This is a genomic window from Nocardia pseudovaccinii NBRC 100343, from assembly GCF_001613225.1.
Classification (GTDB): Bacteria; Actinomycetota; Actinomycetes; order Mycobacteriales; family Mycobacteriaceae; genus Nocardia; species Nocardia pseudovaccinii.
The window spans coordinates 20,524-37,553 of record NZ_BDBY01000158.1 but is presented as its reverse complement, the minus strand read 5'-3'; the positions used below and the strand labels follow the sequence as shown (position 1 = coordinate 37,553).

General features: G+C 65.9%; 12 protein-coding genes and 1 riboswitch. Of the genes, 8 read left to right on the top strand and 4 right to left on the bottom strand.

Going from position 1 to position 17,030, the window contains the following annotated elements:
* Positions 1 to 2,274 (top strand): ATP-dependent DNA helicase RecG, encoded by a 2,274-nt coding sequence (gene recG / locus NP3_RS18750; RefSeq protein WP_063042890.1) that lies wholly within the window; start codon positions 1 to 3, stop codon positions 2,272 to 2,274.
* A gap of 72 nt (positions 2,275 to 2,346) precedes the next feature.
* On the opposite strand, the gene NP3_RS18745 is transcribed toward recG, so the two are convergent.
* Positions 2,347 to 3,768 (bottom strand): short-chain fatty acyl-CoA regulator family protein, encoded by a 1,422-nt coding sequence (locus NP3_RS18745; RefSeq protein ID WP_174566235.1) that lies wholly within the window; start codon positions 3,766 to 3,768, stop codon positions 2,347 to 2,349.
* A gap of 149 nt (positions 3,769 to 3,917) precedes the next feature.
* Between NP3_RS18745 and prpD the strand changes: the two genes are divergently transcribed.
* On the top strand, positions 3,918 to 5,432 hold the full coding sequence (prpD, locus tag NP3_RS18740; RefSeq protein ID WP_063042888.1) for a 2-methylcitrate dehydratase PrpD: 1,515 nt from the start codon (positions 3,918 to 3,920) through the stop codon (positions 5,430 to 5,432).
* An 8-nt stretch (positions 5,433 to 5,440) separates the two neighbouring features.
* Here prpD and NP3_RS18735 read toward each other — a convergent pair whose 3' ends face one another.
* Positions 5,441 to 5,671 (bottom strand): DUF1737 domain-containing protein, encoded by a 231-nt coding sequence (locus NP3_RS18735; RefSeq protein ID WP_245721003.1) that lies wholly within the window; start codon positions 5,669 to 5,671, stop codon positions 5,441 to 5,443.
* Between the two features lie 26 nt (positions 5,672 to 5,697).
* Between NP3_RS18735 and prpB the strand changes: the two genes are divergently transcribed.
* The 3 genes from prpB to NP3_RS18720 all read left to right on the top strand — a co-directional run bounded on the left by prpB (position 5,698) and on the right by NP3_RS18720 (position 8,287).
* Positions 5,698 to 6,696 carry a methylisocitrate lyase gene (gene prpB, locus NP3_RS18730; RefSeq protein ID WP_084508684.1) on the top strand — a complete coding sequence of 333 codons (999 nt, stop codon included), beginning with the start codon at positions 5,698 to 5,700 and terminating at the stop codon, positions 6,694 to 6,696.
* Positions 6,689 to 7,807: a bifunctional 2-methylcitrate synthase/citrate synthase gene (locus NP3_RS18725; RefSeq protein ID WP_063042886.1), complete on the top strand. Its 1,119-nt coding sequence runs from the start codon at positions 6,689 to 6,691 to the stop codon at positions 7,805 to 7,807. Before prpB ends, NP3_RS18725 begins: the two co-directional genes overlap by 8 nt.
* Before the next feature lie 93 nt (positions 7,808 to 7,900).
* Entirely contained in the window at positions 7,901 to 8,287 is a 387-nt protein-coding gene (locus NP3_RS18720; RefSeq protein ID WP_063042885.1) for a nuclear transport factor 2 family protein, read from the top strand.
* Between the two features lie 503 nt (positions 8,288 to 8,790).
* Here the strand turns inward: NP3_RS18720 and metE are convergent.
* Complete coding sequence (gene metE, locus NP3_RS18715; RefSeq protein ID WP_063042884.1) at positions 8,791 to 11,046, bottom strand: 5-methyltetrahydropteroyltriglutamate--homocysteine S-methyltransferase; 2,256 nt, start codon at positions 11,044 to 11,046, stop codon at positions 8,791 to 8,793.
* 140 nt (positions 11,047 to 11,186) lie between these two features.
* Positions 11,187 to 11,391: riboswitch (cobalamin riboswitch) on the bottom strand.
* 306 nt (positions 11,392 to 11,697) lie between these two features.
* Between metE and NP3_RS18710 the strand changes: the two genes are divergently transcribed.
* The 3 genes from NP3_RS18710 to coaD are packed head-to-tail and all read left to right on the top strand — an operon-like array spanning position 11,698 to position 16,199.
* Positions 11,698 to 15,102, top strand: a complete 3,405-nt coding sequence (locus NP3_RS18710; protein ID WP_063042883.1) for a pyruvate carboxylase — start codon at positions 11,698 to 11,700, stop codon at positions 15,100 to 15,102.
* Positions 15,099 to 15,659: a 16S rRNA (guanine(966)-N(2))-methyltransferase RsmD gene (rsmD, locus tag NP3_RS18705; protein WP_063042882.1), complete on the top strand. Its 561-nt coding sequence runs from the start codon at positions 15,099 to 15,101 to the stop codon at positions 15,657 to 15,659. The genes NP3_RS18710 and rsmD overlap by 4 nt, the downstream gene beginning before the upstream one ends.
* A gap of 54 nt (positions 15,660 to 15,713) precedes the next feature.
* The gene (gene coaD, locus NP3_RS18700; protein WP_063042881.1) at positions 15,714 to 16,199 is read left to right on the top strand and encodes a pantetheine-phosphate adenylyltransferase; all 486 of its coding nucleotides are present in this window, start codon (positions 15,714 to 15,716) and stop codon (positions 16,197 to 16,199) included.
* A 62-nt stretch (positions 16,200 to 16,261) separates the two neighbouring features.
* Here the strand turns inward: coaD and NP3_RS18695 are convergent, their stop codons facing one another.
* Positions 16,262 to 16,777 (bottom strand): GtrA family protein, encoded by a 516-nt coding sequence (locus NP3_RS18695; RefSeq protein ID WP_063042880.1) that lies wholly within the window; start codon positions 16,775 to 16,777, stop codon positions 16,262 to 16,264.
* Between the last annotated feature and the right edge of the window lie 253 nt (positions 16,778 to 17,030).

Below are 17,030 nucleotides of genomic sequence, written 5' to 3'. Positions count from 1 at the left end.
ATGGCGACACTCAGCGATCGGCTGGACCACCTGCTCGGCGTGAAGGCGGCCGAGCCGCTCGCCGATGCCTTCGACATGCACACCGTCGAGGATCTGTTGCGGCACTACCCATTGCGCTATGCCACCCAGGGGCAACCGCTCACCCAGGAGCAGCCGGAAGAGGGGGCGCACATCACCGTCATCGGCCGGGTGACGAAAACCGAACTGCGCCCGATGAAGAACCGCAGGGGGCGACTGCTCAAGGTGGCCCTCGACACCGGTTCGGTCGCCCCGATCGATATCACCTTCTTCAACGGAGACAAGGTGAGTTACCTTGTCCGCGAAGGAGTCCGGGCCATGATGTCGGGCACCGTGCACTGGTGGCGCCCGGACCGCTGGAACCTCTCACATCCCGACTATCTGATCCTGCCCGAGAAGGAAGAGGATTCGATCGAGAACCTCACCTCGGTGCGCGGCGGGGGCGCCTTGCGCGGATTGGCGCAGAGCGCGAAAGGTAAAGGGGGAGTGGATGTCTCGTTCTTCGAACGGGAATACATCCCGGTATACCCGGCGACCGCGAAAGTGCAGAGCTGGGATCTGCTCGCCTGCGTCCGGCAGGTACTCGACCAGCTCGACCCGATCGACGATCCGCTGCCGAGCGAGCTGCGCGACGACCGCGCGCTGATGAAGATCTCCGACGCGCTGCGCCTGATCCACCTGCCCGAACGCAAGTCCGATATCGAACAGGCCAGGGAGCGTTTGCGTTTCGACGAGGCGCTGGCCCTGCAGCTGGTCCTCGCCGAGCGGCGACACGACGCGGAGGCGCGAGCGGCCCGGCCGTGTCCGCCCCGATCCGACGGTATCGCGGCGGCTTTCGATACCCGCCTGCCCTTCGAACTGACCGAGGGGCAGCAGCAGGTGATCGCGGAGATCTCCGACGATCTCGGGCGCAGTCATCCGATGCATCGGCTACTGCAGGGTGAGGTGGGTTCGGGCAAGACCATCGTCGCACTGCACGCCATGCTGCAAGTGGTCGACGCCGGTCAGCAGTGCGCGCTGCTCGCGCCCACGGAAGTCCTTGCCGCCCAACACTATCGGTCGCTGCGCGCGATGCTGGGTGATCTCGGAACCGCGGGTGAACTCGGCGCCGCCGACAACGCGACCAAGGTCGTGCTGGTGACCGGCTCGATGTCGGCGTCGGCGAAGAAGGCCGCGCTACTCGATGCGGTCACCGGCGAGGCGGGCATCGTGATCGGCACGCACGCGCTCATCCAGGACGCGGTGGAGTTCTTCGATCTCGGCATGGTGATCGTCGACGAACAGCATCGGTTCGGCGTCGAACAGCGGGACGCGTTGCGCGCCAAGGCGAAATCCGGAACCAGCCCGCATCTGCTCGTCATGACCGCGACCCCGATTCCCCGCACCATCGCCATGACCACCCTCGGTGATCTCGAGACCTCGACCCTCACCCAGCTGCCGCGCGGCCGTTCGCCGATCGTGTCGAAGGTGGTGCCGCGCAAACAGCATCCGAACTGGGTCGATCGGGCCTGGGAACGCATCCTCGAGGAGGTCGGCGCCGGTCGGCAGGCCTATGTGGTGTGCTCGCGCATCGGCGACGACGAGGAGAACGGCAAGGGCCGCAACGGAAAGAAGGCAGCTAAGGCAGAGGAGAAGGAAGGTCCGACCACGGCTGCGGCGCTCGAGGTCTTCGACATGCTGCGCACCGGTCCGCTCGCGAGCGTCCGGGTCGGCCTGCTGCACGGCAGGCTCCCGACCGATGAAAAAGACCAGGTGATGCGTGCATTCAACGATGGCGACATCGATGTGCTCGTCTGCACCACGGTCGTGGAGGTCGGCGTCGACGTGCCGAATGCGACCGTCATGGTCATCGTGGACGCGGACCGCTTCGGTGTCAGCCAGCTGCATCAGTTGCGCGGTCGCATCGGCCGCGGCAAACACCCCGGCCTGTGCCTGCTCATCACCGACGCCGGTCCGACCGGCACCGCGATGGCCCGCCTCGACGCCGTCGCCGCCACCACGGACGGCTTCGAACTCGCCGTCCTCGACCTGCGCCAACGCCGCGAAGGCGACGTCCTCGGCGCCGCCCAATCCGGCACCGCCCGCTCCCTGCGCCTGCTCTCCCTACTCGACGACCTCGAAGTCATCACCGCCGCCCAAGACCTCGCCCGCCAACTGGTCGAATCCGACCCGGGCCTACACCACCACCCAGGCCTGGCCACCATGATGCACGCCGCCGTAGACGCCGAACGCCTCGAATACCTTGCGAAGTCCTGATCGAGAATGCGCTGATGGAGCGGCCTTCTCGACGATTGCCTGCACCAGCGCATGGTGATCAATTGTCCGGAACTAGCGCAGGACTCGGGGGTAGGGCAGATCCGTGCTGATGTGCTCGGTGACTGCGAGGGGGCTGCCGATCTGCGGGAAGGCGCGCTGTGGGCAGGAGGGGCGCTCGCAGACCTTGCAGCCCGCGCCGATCGGCACCGCTGCGGCCGGACTGTCGAGGTGTAGGCCGTTCGAATACACGAGCCGGTCGGCGTATTCGATATCGCAACCTAGACCGATCGCGAAATCCTTTGTCGCTGTGCTGAATCCGTGGGGTCCCGCCAGCGCGGTGCGGGCGATCCAGAGGTAGCGTCGGCCATCGGGCATCGCCGCCATCTGGGTCAGGATGCGGCCAGGATTGGCGAATGCCTCGTGCACCACCCACAGCGGGCAGCTGCCCCCGACCCGCGAGAAATGGAATGCCGTGGCGGACTGGCGTTTCGAGATATTGCCCGCCCGGTCGGTGCGCACCAGGAAGAACGGAACGCCGCGCTGCCCCTGCCGCTGCAGGGTGCTCAACCGGTGGCAGATGGTCTCGAAGCCGACCTCGAAACGCAGACTGAGCAGATCGATGTCGTAGCGCAGTTCCTCGGCCGACCGCAGAAAGCGGCCGTACGGCAGCACCAGCGCGCCCGCGAAGTAATTTGCCAACCCGATGCGCGCCAACGTCCTGGATTCGCCGGTGAGCGACGGTGTTTCGGCGAGTACGGCATCCAGATCCTTGCCGTACAGCAGAAAACCGAGGGTCGTGGCAATTTGAAATGCGCGCTGCCCGGGACGCAGCCGCCGCGCCAGCGTCAGCGTGCGGCTGTCCGGATCGTAATGCCGTTTCGGGATGGACGGATCCGCGCCGTCACCGCGTACCAGCACGGTGACCCCGGCGCGCTCCTCGGCCACCCTAGCGAGTTGCCGATCGAGTGACCCGATGCTCAGACCGCACTCCTCGAAGAGCTGTTCGGCCGCATGATCGAGCTGCGCGATGTGATTGTGGTGGTCGTAGAAGAAATCCCGCACATCCTCATACGGCATGGGCACGCCGGGTGCGCCCGTCGGCGCGGCCACCCGTGCGGAGAGCAGATCGAGTTGATCTGTCGCCGCGCGTAATCGCCGATGCATCGCGACGACGATTCGGGAGACCTCCGGCAGTCGCGTCGCAAGTTCCTCCACCTCGGTCAGTGGCGCGCTGTCACCGCCCGCCGCGTCGACGAGCACCTCGTGCAGATCCGAGACCAGCCGGGCATCGGAGTCGGCCGCGAAGAATTGCACGTCGAGGTCGAAGGTGGAGTTGAGCTTCAGCAGCACCGGAATGGTGAGCGGTCGCTGGTCGCGCTCGAGCTGGTTCAGGTAGCTGGGCGATAGATCCAGGGATTTCGCCAGTGCCGCCTGGGTCATTCGCCGTTCCTCGCGCAACCGTCTTAGTCGGGCGCCCGCGTACATCTTGCGCACCGCAAGATGGTAGCCCTCGGAATTCGCAATCATCGCAAAATGGAGGATTCTCGCCCGCAGAAATCTGCTATTGCAAGGGATTTTGCCGAAGATCAATCCTGCGTAGCGTGCGAAGTAGGGCCGCTGGCCCGTCTGGAACCGGAGGATGGATGAAAACCCACATCGTACGCGCCCGCGCCGCTGCCGCGGACTTTCCGCGCACAGAACATTTGGCCACCAGAATTGCCGAGGTCGCCGCGGATCCGGTCGAGGTGACCGCCGAGGTCAGCGCGATGATCGTGAACCGGATCATCGACAACGCCGCCGTCGCGGCGGCCGCGCTGGTCCGCCGCCCCGTGACGAATGCACGGGCGCAGGCACTCGCACAGCCGGATGCGCGTCGATCGGGCGCCACGGTTTTCGGCTTGCCGCCGCAGCGCCGGGTGTCACCGGAGTGGGCCGCGTGGGCGAACGGAGTCGCGGTGCGCGAACTCGACTTTCACGACACCTTTCTCGCCGCCGAGTACTCCCATCCGGGCGACAATATTCCGCCGATCCTCGCCGTCGCCCAGCACACCGGTCGCGGTGGTGCCGCGTTGATCCGCGGCCTGGCCACCGGTTACGAGATCCAGATCGACCTGGTGCGCGGAATCTGCCTGCACGAACACAAGATCGATCACGTCGCACATCTCGGTCCATCGGCCGCCGCGGGCATCGGGACGCTACTGGACCTGGACACCGAGACGATCTATCAGGCGATCGGGCAGGCGCTGCACACCACCACCGCCACCCGGCAGTCGCGCAAGGGCGAGATCTCCAGCTGGAAGGCATATGCTCCCGCATTCGCCGGAAAAATGGCGGTGGAGGCAGTCGATCGGGCCATGCGCGGCGAGGGTGCGCCCGCACCGATCTGGGAGGGGGCGGACGGCGTCATCGCGTGGTTGCTCGGTGGGCCGGAAGCGGAATATCAGGTGCCGCTGCCGAGCCCGGGCGAGGCGAAGCGGGCCATCCTCGACAGCTACACCAAAGAGCATTCGGCCGAGTACCAGAGCCAAGCGCCCATCGATCTCGCGCGCCGAATGCGGGCGCGCATCGGCGACCTCGATCAGATCGCCACCATCGTGCTGCATACCAGCCACCACACGCACGTGGTCATCGGCACGGGCTCCGGTGATCCGCAGAAGTTCGATCCGCACGCCAGCCGCGAGACGCTCGACCATTCCGTTCCTTATATATTCGCGGTCGCGCTACAGGACGGCGGTTGGCAGCATGAGCGGTCCTACGCACCCGAGCGGGCACGTCGGGCGGATACCGTCGCGCTGTGGCGCAAGATCTCGACGGTCGAGGATCCGGAATGGACGCGCCGCTATCACGCCACCGATCCCAACGAAAAGGCCTTCGGGGCACGGGCGGTCGTGACGCTGAAGAGTGGCGAGACGATTGTCGATGAGCTCGCGGTGGCGGATGCGCATCCGCTGGGTGCGCGGCCGTTCGCGCGCGAGCAGTACATCGCGAAGTTCCGCACACTGGCCGAGGGTGTGATCGAACCCGCGGAGCAGGACCGTTTTCTGGATGCGGTGCAGCGCACGCCGGAGTTGGCCCCCGGGGAACTGGATCAGCTGACGTTCACGGTTTCGCCCGAGGTCATGGGGCGGGCACCGCAAGTACGCGCGGGGATCTTCTGATGTCGGCGCTACCCTTCGCCCCAGATCAGCGCCTGCGCGGCGATCACATCGGTGCCGTTGAAGGTGAGGGTGGGCGATCCGTGCAGCCGGTAGCCCTGATCGAGCAGGCCGCTGACCCGTTCGCAGAAGGTGGCGTCGTCGACGCCGGTGATCAGCCGATAGCGCAGGGGACGATCTTCGGGCCCACCCGTCTCCCGACCGCCACCCCTCATGGAATCGCTGCGCGATGCTGCTCTCATCTGCTCAGCCTAGGACGGTGGTCGCGATGACCGGACTGCTCGCCGCCGCCACGAGCGCTGCCGACAAACGTGTGGCACTGCGCGCCGGGTTGGCCTCCGGGCAAATCCAGCGCTGGCCGGGAGCCTTCAACCCGTTGGTGGCCAAGCTGATTCAGGAGCTCGGCTTCGAGGGCGTCTATGTCTCCGGCGCGGTGGTATCTGCCGAACTCGCATTGCCGGATATCGGCCTGACCACCCTCACCGAGGTGACTGCGCGGGGACAGCAGATCGCGCGGGTGACCGACCTGCCCGTGCTGATCGATGCCGATACCGGCTTCGGCGAGCCGATGAACGCGGCGCGCACGGTGACCCTGCTGGAAGATGCCGGGCTCGCTGGCTGCCATATCGAAGACCAGGTGAATCCCAAGCGCTGTGGGCATCTCGACGGCAAAGCCGTGGTTCCGGTCGATGAGATGGTCCGTCGGTTGCGTGCCGCGGTCTCGGCCCGCAGGGACCCGAACTTCGTGGTCTGCGCGCGCACCGATGCGCGCGGGACCGACGGGCTGGATGCGGCGATCGATCGGGCCAAGGCGTACGCCGACGCGGGTGCCGACCTCATCTTCACCGAGGCACTCGCCGATGCCTCCGAATTCGCGAAGTTCCGTGCTGCGGTGACTATTCCATTGCTTGCGAATATGACCGAGTTCGGCAAGTCGGAATTGCTATCGGCTCCGGTACTGGCGGATCTCGGCTATAACGCCGTCATCTATCCGGTGACCACGCTGCGCCTGGCGATGTTCGCCGTCGAGCGTGGTCTGCGTGAAATTGCGGCCACCGGAACGCAATCCGGACTGGTCGACGAGATGCAGCATCGGGCGCGACTCTACGAATTACTCGACTACCAGCAGTACAACGACTTCGATTCCGGAATATTCAATTTTACCGTGAGCGAGCGTAGCGAGCGAACCATAAGCACAGCGCGCTTCGCGCATGACGGAGCCGAGCGCCAGCGCGGCGGAGGAGTGAGCGAGTTGAACGATGACTGAAATCAAGAAGGGCCTGGCCGGGGTGGTGGTCGATACCACCAGCATCTCCAAGGTTGTGCCCGAGACGAATTCGCTGACCTATCGCGGCTATACCGTGCAGGATCTGGCTCGGCACTGCGGTTTCGAGGAGGTCGCCTATCTGCTGTGGTACGGCGAACTGCCCGACGCCGCCCAACTCCAACTGTTGTGTCAGCGTGAACGTGCCCAGCGACGCATCGATCGCTCGATCCTGTCGCTCATCGAGAAAATGCCGCAGAACTGTCATCCGATGGATGTGGTCCGGACCGTGGTCAGCTACCTCGGTGCGGAGGACGCGGAACTCGATGCCGCACAAGGTGATCGGGCATTGTTGGCGAAGGCGTTACGGCTCACCGCGGTGTTGCCCACGGTCGTCGCCGCTGACATGCGCCGCCGTCGTGGACTGGATCCTATTGCGCCGCATTCACATCTCGGCTTCGCCGAGAACTTTCTGAACATGTGCTTCGGCAAGGTGCCGGATTCGCGCATTGTGCGCGCCTTCGAGATTTCACTGATCCTCTACGCGGAGCACAGTTTCAACGCATCCACCTTCGCCGCGCGTGTGGTCACCTCGACCCGGTCGGATATGTACAGTGCGATCACCGCCGCGATCGGTGCCCTCAAGGGTCCGCTGCACGGCGGTGCCAACGAGGCCGTCATGCGCACGATGCTGGAGATCGGTGAGCCCGAACTGGCAGCGGAGTGGTTGCGCGCCAAGCTGTCCGGCAAACAGAAAGTCATGGGGTTCGGGCATCGCGTGTACAAGAACGGCGACTCGCGGGTGCCGACGATGCGCGAGGCTCTCGACCAAGTCGTGCAGGTGACCGGTGGCCAGCGCTGGTTGCGCATGTACACCGCATTGGAGCAGGCCATGGCCGAGGCCACCGGCATCGAACCCAACCTCGACTTCCCGGCCGGACCCGCCTACTACCTGATGGGCTTCGACATCGAGATGTTCACGCCGATCTTCGTGCTGAGTCGCATCACCGGCTGGACCGCTCACATCATCGAGCAGTCCGCCGCCAATGCCCTGATCCGTCCGTTGTCCGAATACGTCGGGGTGCCGCAGCGCGAACTGCTGGTCTCGGGCTGATCCTGGCGCAACCAAGCAATTGTTTGGTGTAATCGGGGCGATCGAATCGACCGATGTGCCCGATCCCATCGGCGCAAGGAAGCGAGCGAACGAATGCCGAGCCCCGACGAAATCGTCACCGCCATGTGCCGCAGCTGGGCCGATCCCGACCCGGACCGGATCAGCGCCTTCTTCGCCGAAGACGCCGTCTACCACAACATTCCGATGGAACCGATCAACGGTCGCGCTGCCATCCGCGATTTCATCGCCGGTTTCCTCAGCACCTTCGAATCCATCGAATTCGACGTGCACCACCAGGTCGCTGCCGGGAATATTGTCATGAACGAACGCACCGATATCCTGCGTGGCCTGGGCAAAGACACACCGCTGCCGGTGGTGGGTGTCTTCGAGGTCGCCGACGGCGCCATCACCGCCTGGCGCGACTACTTCGATATGGCCGCCATCAATCGCGCCTTCGGAACCGAGCCCGCGGCGGAATAGTCGAGGGAATCGGCGGAACCGAATCGGTCGGCCATGCGTCGAATAGGACATCGGGGGTGATATCTGATGGCGACGTATGAGGAGGGGTTACGCATGGATCGTTGCTCGGAATGTCATACAGGCTGGCGGCGGGGACTGAGCGCACGGTCGCGCCTGCGGCCGATGGTCCGCAACGGCGAAAGTTGTGAGAGGTACACGCCGCGCCGTCGGCTCCGGCCTTTTCCTGGGGCCGAATCTCATTGATATGCAGCCTGATAGCGCGGTGATCACACCGCGCTATCAGGCTGCGCGGTCATCTGGCAGGATCTGCGGATGCGTCGATTGGGGGGCGGGGTAGCTCGCTGGGGACGGCGAGCCCGCTGTCGATGTCGGGGTGTTCGCGGAGGGGCGGCGGGGCGCTGTGGATGCCAGCGTAGACGCTGTTGGGAGCGGTCCCCAGGCGGCGTGAACACGGGCGCGTGCGCTCGCCCTCCTACATCGAGGAGGACGAGCGCACTATCCGCTTAGCGCACCGCCGCCGCAGCAGCGACCAAATTGCGCAGTGACGCCTCGACCTCGACTGGTCCACGCGTCTTCAATCCGCAGTCCGGATTGACCCAAAGCCGTTCGGCGGGAACGGCCTTCAGTGCGGCGCGCAGGGCGGCGGTGATCTCCTCCACGCTCGGCACCCGCGGTGAGTGGATGTCGTACACGCCCGGTCCGACACCGAGATCGAAGCCTGCGGCATTCAAATCGTCGAGCACCTCCATATGCGAGCGCGCCGCCTCGATCGAGGTCACATCGGCATCCAATCCGGCGATCGCATCGATGACCTCACCGAATTCCGAATAGCAGAGATGGGTGTGGATCTGCGTGGCATCCGAAACCCCGGAGGTCGCCAACCGGAAAGCGCCGACCGACCATTCCAGGTACTCGCCCTGATCGGCCGCGCGCAGCGGCAGCAATTCCCGCAGCGCGGGCTCGTCGACCTGGATGATCCGAATGCCCGCGGCCTGTAGATCGACCGTCTCGTCCCGGATCGCCAGCGCCACTTGACGTGCCGAATCCGCCAGTGGTTGGTCATCGCGGACGAACGACCAGGCCAGAATCGTCACCGGGCCGGTCAGCATGCCCTTGACCGGCTTATCGGTCAACGATTGCGCATAGCCGATCCAATCCACGGTCATCGGCGCGGGCCGCGCCACATCGCCGAACAGAATCGGCGGCCGCACGCAACGCGTTCCGTAGGACTGCACCCAGCCCGCGTCGGTGGCGGCGAATCCGTCGAGTTGCTCGGCGAAGTACTGCACCATGTCATTGCGCTCCGGCTCGCCGTGCACCAGTACGTCCAGGCCCAGCTGCTCTTGCAACGCGATGACATCCGCGATCTCGGACCGCATCCGTCGCACATACTCGGGCTTGTCGATCTCGCCCTTGCGCAGTGCCGCACGCGCCAGCCGGATCGCCGAAGTCTGCGGATACGAGCCGATCGTCGTGGTCGGCAGCGATGGCAACCGCAGCCGCTCGGCTTGCAATGCCCGTCGCTGTTGCGCGGGTGCCCGCCGAGTCGCATCCGCACCGAGCGTGGCCAGCCGCGCCCGCACCTGCGAATTGTCCAACCGAGGATCGGTGCGCCTGGTGGCGAGAGCGGCACGGACCGTGGTCAATTCGTCGGCGATCGCCTCGGGTCCCGCGCTCAGTCCGGTCGCGAGCAACCGCACCTCGGCGACCTTCTGCGCACCGAACGCCAACCACGAACGCAGCCGCTCGTCGAGGCCGGTTTCGCTCGCCAAGCTGTATGGCACGTGCAGCAATGAGCAGGAACTCGACACCGCAACGGATTTCGCGCATCCCAGCAGCGTGCCGAGCGTCGCCAAAGCCTTTTCCAGATCGGCCCGCCACACATTCCGACCGTCGACCACACCCGCCACCAGCAGCTTGTTCGCCAGCGACGGCACACCGGACAGATCGGCGTCAACCGTGAAATCCAGTGCGATACCTTCGATTTCGGTTTCGGCCAAGCCGCTCAACGCCGCACCTGGCCTGCCGAAGTACGTGGCCACCAGCAGCGCGGGGCGATCCGTCGTGGCCGACAGTTCAGCGTAGGTCCGCCGTACGAGTTCGACCTCGTCAGCGGTCAGGTCGGTGACCAAGATCGGTTCGTCGAGTTGTACCCATTCCGCGCCCGCCACGGCAAGCAGCCGCAGCAGCTCCCGGTAGAGCGGCACCAACTCGTCGAGGCGATCCAGCGCCGCACCGCCGGTCGCCTTCGCGAGCTTCAGGAAGGTGATGGGTCCGACCACCACCGGCCGCGCAGGAACCCCCAGTGCGAGCGCCTCCCGCAGCTCGTCCAGCACCTTGGCTGGATCCAGCGAGAACACCGTCTCCGGAGCGATTTCCGGCACCAGATAGTGGTAATTGGTATCGAACCATTTGGTCATCTCGAGGGGTTCGACCGTGTCGGTGCCGCGTGCCGCCGCGAAATAGCGATCCAGCGGATCGGCGATTCCGGCCACCCGGGGTGGCAGCGCGCCGAGCAGCACTGCGGTATCGAGCACCTGGTCGTAATAGGAGAAGGTGCCGATGGGGATGGAATCCATTCCGGCGCTTTGTAATTCGGCCAGCTGATCGCGCCGCAGGTCGCGGGCGATCGCGTGCAGTCGCTCCGCGTCGATGCGTCCGGCCCAGTAGGATTCGGTGGCGCGCTTGAGCTCACGGCGCGGCCCCACCCGCGGGAGACCGAGAACCGTCGCGGTGAACGGGTTATGCGTAACAGTCACGAATTTCTCCAGTGCTGAGATCGAAGACCATCGCCCTACGAGCTAGCGGAGACCGAGTGACGTGCCGGTGCACCAACGGAGCCCGACAATCGCACAGAGGTCCGCGCGCCCAATCCACGAGGCGGTGGCCGCCGGATACAGCGTATCCGACACGGCTGGCAGGTCTTCGGACTTGCGGGCACGGGCCTTCTGGCCGACCCCGTACGGGGCTCACCTACTGGCCGTCGCTTCCCGGGTATCCACCCAGTGCTGATGACGGCGGTCGTTCCTGCATACCGCTGCGGGACAGTCCCGGATTCTCACCGGGTTCCCTCTCGTCCGCGCACCGGTTACGCCGATCCGCGAACTCGACTCCGTGACGCGACGTCGGGGCTCCATCTCGTCTGCGCACGGCGAACCAGCTGCGTCAACCAGCATAGGCGGCCGCGCAATCGGATTGTCACCGCGTTCGATGTGTCGCGCGTTTGCGAAGTTGTCGCCAGGTGCTCTCCAGTCGACGGTGGCGCCCGTCCGCACTTGTGACCGCGACGGACGGTGAGATGTGTCGGTGGGATGAACAAAACTTTGCAACTCTGCTAGGACTCGTTGTGAAGTTTCCGTTAATGGGACTTCCCTGTCAGCCCGCGATTCCGGGCCGGGTACCTTAGTTCAATGTTCTCGAAAGTCTTGGTTGCCAACCGTGGCGAGATCGCCATCCGCGCCTTCCGCGCGGCCTACGAACTCGGCATCGGGACGGTCGCCGTCTTCCCGTACGAGGACCGCAACTCGGTCCACCGGTTGAAGGCCGCGGAGTCCTACCAGATCGGCGAAGAGGGGCACCCGGTCCGGGCGTACCTGTCGATAGAGGCGATCATCGAGGCGGCCAAGTCCGCGGGCGCCGACGCGATTTACCCCGGTTACGGCTTCCTGTCCGAGAACCCGGACCTCGCGGCGGCCTGTGCGCGCGAGGGCATCACCTTCATCGGTCCGTCGGCTGAAGTACTCGAACTGGCTGGTAACAAGGCCCGCGCGATCGAGGCGGCGCGGGAGGCGGGTCTGCCGGTGCTGAAATCCAGCGCGCCGTCGGCCGACGTGGACGAGCTGCTGGTCGCATCCGAGGCACTGGAGTATCCGATCTTCGTGAAGGCCGTCGCGGGTGGCGGTGGCCGCGGCATGCGGCGGGTCGCCGATCCCGCGCAGCTGCGCGAATCGATCGAGGCCGCGTCTCGTGAGGCGGAGTCGGCCTTCGGTGATCCGACCGTGTTCCTTGAACAGGCCGTGGTGAACCCGCGCCATATCGAGGTGCAGATCCTGGCCGACCAGCACGGCAACGTCATGCACCTGTTCGAACGCGACTGTTCGGTGCAGCGCCGCCATCAGAAGGTGATCGAGCTAGCGCCCGCCCCGAACCTGGATCCCGCACTGCGCGAACGTATCTGCAACGACGCGGTGGCCTTCGCCCGTCAGATCGGCTACAGCTGCGCGGGCACCGTCGAATTCCTGCTCGACGAGCGCGGCAACCACGTCTTCATCGAGATGAACCCGCGCATTCAGGTCGAGCACACGGTGACCGAGGAGATCACCGATGTCGATCTGGTGCAGTCCCAGCTGCGCATCGCGGCGGGGGAGAGCCTCGAACAGCTCGGTCTGAGCCAGGACAAGGTCGCCATTCGCGGTGCGGCCCTGCAGTGCCGGATCACCACCGAGGATCCGGCCAACGGCTTCCGCCCCGACACCGGCCGCATCACCGCCTACCGCACCCCCGGCGGCGCGGGCATCCGCCTCGACGGCGGCGCGAACCTGGGCGCGGAGATCGGCGCCTACTTCGACTCGATGCTGGTCAAGCTCACCTGCCGCGGCCGCGATCTGCCCGCCGCCGTGGCCAGAGCCAGCCGCGCGCTCGCGGAATTCCGTATCCGCGGCGTCACCACCAATATTCCGTTCCTGCTCGCGGTGCTCGACGATCCGGACTTCAAGGCGGGCCGGGTTACCACCTCGTTCATCGATGAGCGCCCGCAGTTGCTGACCCTGCGCGGTTCGGCCGACCGCGGCACCAGGATCCTGAACTACCTGGCCGATATCACGGTGAACAAGCCGCACGGTGAGCGTCCGACCACGGTGTACCCGCACGACAAGCTGCCCGCGATCGATCTGAGCGTGCCGCCGCCGGATGGTTCCCGTCAGCGGCTGCTGCGCCTGGGCCCGGAGGGTTTCGCGCAGGCGCTGCGTGAGCAGAAGGCCGTCGGCGTCACCGACACCACCTTCCGCGACGCACACCAGTCGCTGCTGGCCACTCGGGTGCGTACCAATGGCCTGCTCGGTGTCGCCGGGCATGTCGCGCGCCTGACACCGGAACTGCTGTCGATCGAGGCATGGGGCGGCGCGACTTACGATGTGGCGCTGCGCTTCCTGTACGAGGACCCGTGGGAGCGGCTGGCCGCGCTGCGCGAGGCCGTGCCGAATATCTGTCTGCAGATGCTGCTGCGCGGACGCAATACCGTCGGCTACACGCCGTACCCGGAGCAGGTGACGCGCGCGTTCGTGCAGGAAGCCACCGACACCGGCATCGACATCTTCCGCATCTTCGACGCACTCAACAACGTCGACCAGATGCGTCCGGCCATCGACGCGGTACGCGAAACCGGTACGGCCATCGCGGAAGTCGCGATGAGCTACACCGGCGACCTGTCCAACCCGGACGAAACCCTGTATACCCTCGACTACTACCTCAAACTCGCCGAGCAGATCGTCGACGCGGGCGCGCACGTGCTGGCCATCAAGGATATGGCGGGCCTGCTGCGCGCTCCGGCCGCCGCGACCCTGGTCTCCGCGCTGCGCAGCAACTTCGACCTGCCGGTGCACGTGCACACCCACGACACTCCCGGCGGTCAGCTGGCCACCTACCTCGCCGCCTGGCAGGCCGGTGCCGACGCGGTCGACGGCGCGAGTGCCGCCATGGCCGGAACCACCAGTCAGCCAGCGCTTTCCGCGATCGTCGCGGCTGCCGCGCACAGCGAATTCGACACCGGTCTCAGTCTGCGGAACGTCTGCGATCTGGAGCCGTACTGGGAGGCGCTGCGAAAGGTGTACGCGCCCTTCGAATCCGGGCTGCCCGCGCCGACCGGCCGGGTGTACACCCACGAAATCCCGGGTGGTCAGCTGTCGAATCTGCGTCAGCAGGCCATCGCGCTCGGTCTCGGTGACCGTTTCGAAGAGGTCGAGGCGAAATACGCTGCGGCGGACCGGCTGCTGGGCCGACTGGTCAAGGTCACACCGTCCTCGAAGGTGGTCGGCGACCTCGCGCTCGCGCTGGTCGGCACCGGTGTCGATATCGAAAGCTTCGCCGCCGATCCGGGCCGCTACGACATTCCGGATTCGGTCATCGGATTCCTGCGTGGCGAACTCGGCAATCCGGCGGGCGGCTGGCCCGAACCGTTCCGCAGCCGCGCATTGGCCGGACGCGGACCGGCCAAGCCGGAGACCCCGCTGACCCCCGCTGACGAGGCCGGACTCGCCGGTTCCTCCGAAGAACGCCGTGCCACGCTCAACCGCCTGCTCTTCCCAGGTCCCACCGCCGAATTCCTCGCGCACCGGGAAAAGTACGGCGACACCATGGGCCTGTCGGCCAACCAGTTCTTCTACGGACTGCGCCGCGGCGAGGAACACCGTGTGCAACTGGAGAAGGGCGTCACCCTGCTCATCGGACTGGAGGCCATCTCCGAACCCGATGAGCGCGGTATGCGCACGGTCATGTGCATCATGAACGGCCAACTGCGCCCGGTCGCCGTGCGCGACCGCTCCATCGCCAGCGATATCCCGGCCGCGGAGAAGGCCGACAAGAACAACGCGGGCCATATCGCCGCCCCGTTCGCCGGTGTGGTGACACTGGCTGTGTCCGAAGGCGATTCGATCGCGGCGGGCGATATCGTCGGCACCATCGAGGCGATGAAGATGGAGGCCGCGATCACCGCGCCGCGCGCAGGCATCGTCGGCCGCGTCGCGATCGGCAAGGTGCAACAGGTCGAAGGCGGTGACCTGCTGGTCGAACTCACGGTGCGCGAGTCCGCGGCCGAATGACCCGGATTGTCGCGGGTACCGCGGGCGGGCGGCGGCTACGCGTCCCGCCCGCGGGTACCCGGCCCACCTCCGATCGGGTGCGCGAGGCGCTGTTCAGCGCCCTGGACGCCCGCATCGATTTCGACGGCGTCCGCGTACTCGACCTCTACGCCGGATCCGGCGCACTGGGCCTGGAAGCGCTTTCCCGCGGCGCCACCCACGCCACGCTCATCGAATCCGACCGCAAGGCCGCGGCCATCGTGCGCGGCAATATCGCCGACCTCGGCCTGCCGGGCGCCGAACTCCGCATCGGCACCGTCGCCACTGTCCTGGCGGGTGGCGGTGCGGGCAAGTACGACGTGGTCTTCTCCGACCCGCCCTACGACGTCGACACCGCGACGGTCACCGCCGACCTGCGCGCCCTCGCCGAACACGACTGGCTGGCACCGGAGGCCCTCGTCGTGGTGGAGCGTTCCATCCGCTCACCCGAGATCGTCTGGCCCGCAGGCTATGTCCCCGCCAAGGCGCGCAAATACGGTGAAACCCGCATCGAACTAGCCGAATTCGCCCCGGAGTAACTCCGCCGTCGCGGCATTCGAGTTGCGGATCCGGCCTCCTGATACCGTCTGTTCATGGCAGGAGCGCTGTGCCCGGGCTCGTTCGACCCGGTGACCAATGGACACATCGACGTCTTCGCGCGGGCCGCGGCTCAGTTCGACGAGGTCGTGGTGACCGTCATGGTCAATCCCAAGAAACAGGGCATGTTCAGCGTGGAGGAGCGCATGGAGATGCTGCGCGAGGCCACCGCGCACCTGCCCAATGTGCGGGTGGAGTCCTGGCAGGGGCTGACGGTGGATTTCGCCAAGCAGGAGGGGATCAGCGCGATCGTCAAGGGTCTGCGTGATGCCACCGACTTCGGCTACGAACTGCAAATGGCGCAGATGAACAAGAAGCTCAGCGGCGTCGACACCTTCTTCATCGCCACCAACCCGACCTTCAGCTTCCTGTCCAGCTCACTGGTCAAGGAGGTCGCGACCTACGGCGGCGATGTCACCGACATGCTCCCACCCGCCGTCCACAAGCGCCTGCTCGATCGCCTGGCTGAACGCAAAGGCTGAACGCCCCCAACGAAATCCGCCCCGGTTCCGAAGAACCGGGGCGGATTTGTATGGGCTGTTGATCAGAAGACCAAGCCTCGCAGGGCGAGGAAGCGCATACCACCGACCGCGGCGGTAATGACCAGGACAGCCGCGGCCTGGAACGTACCGCCCATGCCGGGTGCCCACAGCTCGAGCGCGGCCAGTGCGGCGGTGGTGATCCCGAGTCCGACCAGCGCGAGCCCGCCGCCCTCCCACTGAGCGGTGAACCAGCCGACCCGGCCTGCGGCATGGAAGGTGAGCTGACGGTGCATTTCATTGGCGATCACGGTGCTCACGACCGAGCCCGCGATATTGGCGACCAGGGGACCGACGCCGTGCATCGCGAAGAACAGCAGCACGTAGGCGATATTGCTGGAACCACCGACCAGGGCGAAGCGGATCAGCTGAGCCAGCGCGCGGTCGCCACGCAGATACTGCATCAACTGGCCGAACCGAGCGGCCGTCCCCGGCTGCAGCACGGGGTAAGGCCCCGCCCACGGTGTGTACAGGCTGCTTGCGGGCAGAACCGTCGTCCGCGGTAGTTCCAGTACGGTCATTGTCTTTCCGATCCCACACGAGCCTTCGGTACGGACAACCGCGATGGTCATCGCAATCCGCCCGGTCGGCCTCCTCTAACCCCACAGTCCCGGTCAGGGCCTGCGATCCACTTAAGAAGATCTTGGTGCGACCTTCCCGATAAATGTAACACCAAGTGGAGACATATCCTCCACTTGTTTTTGTGGCGTACGAGACACCTGCACGACACACCGGTGGGGGACTCGGCACGAGCCGTGACGAGGGGCACACTGG

Bases quoted from the DNA above. Each gene is read 5' to 3' on its own strand.
- NP3_RS18725 (WP_063042886.1), top strand. From the start codon at position 6,689: ATGACTGAAATCAAGAAGGGCCTGGCCGGGGTGGTGGTCGATACCACC.
- NP3_RS18720 (WP_063042885.1), top strand. From the start codon at position 7,901: ATGCCGAGCCCCGACGAAATCGTCACCGCCATGTGCCGCAGCTGGGCC.
- NP3_RS18710 (WP_063042883.1), top strand. From the start codon at position 11,698: ATGTTCTCGAAAGTCTTGGTTGCCAACCGTGGCGAGATCGCCATCCGC.
- recG (WP_063042890.1), top strand. From the start codon at position 1: ATGGCGACACTCAGCGATCGGCTGGACCACCTGCTCGGCGTGAAGGCG.
- NP3_RS18695 (WP_063042880.1), bottom strand. From the start codon at position 16,777: ATGACCGTACTGGAACTACCGCGGACGACGGTTCTGCCCGCAAGCAGC.
- NP3_RS18735 (WP_245721003.1), bottom strand. From the start codon at position 5,671: ATGAGAGCAGCATCGCGCAGCGATTCCATGAGGGGTGGCGGTCGGGAG.
- rsmD (WP_063042882.1), top strand. From the start codon at position 15,099: ATGACCCGGATTGTCGCGGGTACCGCGGGCGGGCGGCGGCTACGCGTC.
- coaD (WP_063042881.1), top strand. From the start codon at position 15,714: ATGGCAGGAGCGCTGTGCCCGGGCTCGTTCGACCCGGTGACCAATGGA.
- prpD (WP_063042888.1), top strand. From the start codon at position 3,918: ATGAAAACCCACATCGTACGCGCCCGCGCCGCTGCCGCGGACTTTCCG.
- prpB (WP_084508684.1), top strand. From the start codon at position 5,698: ATGACCGGACTGCTCGCCGCCGCCACGAGCGCTGCCGACAAACGTGTG.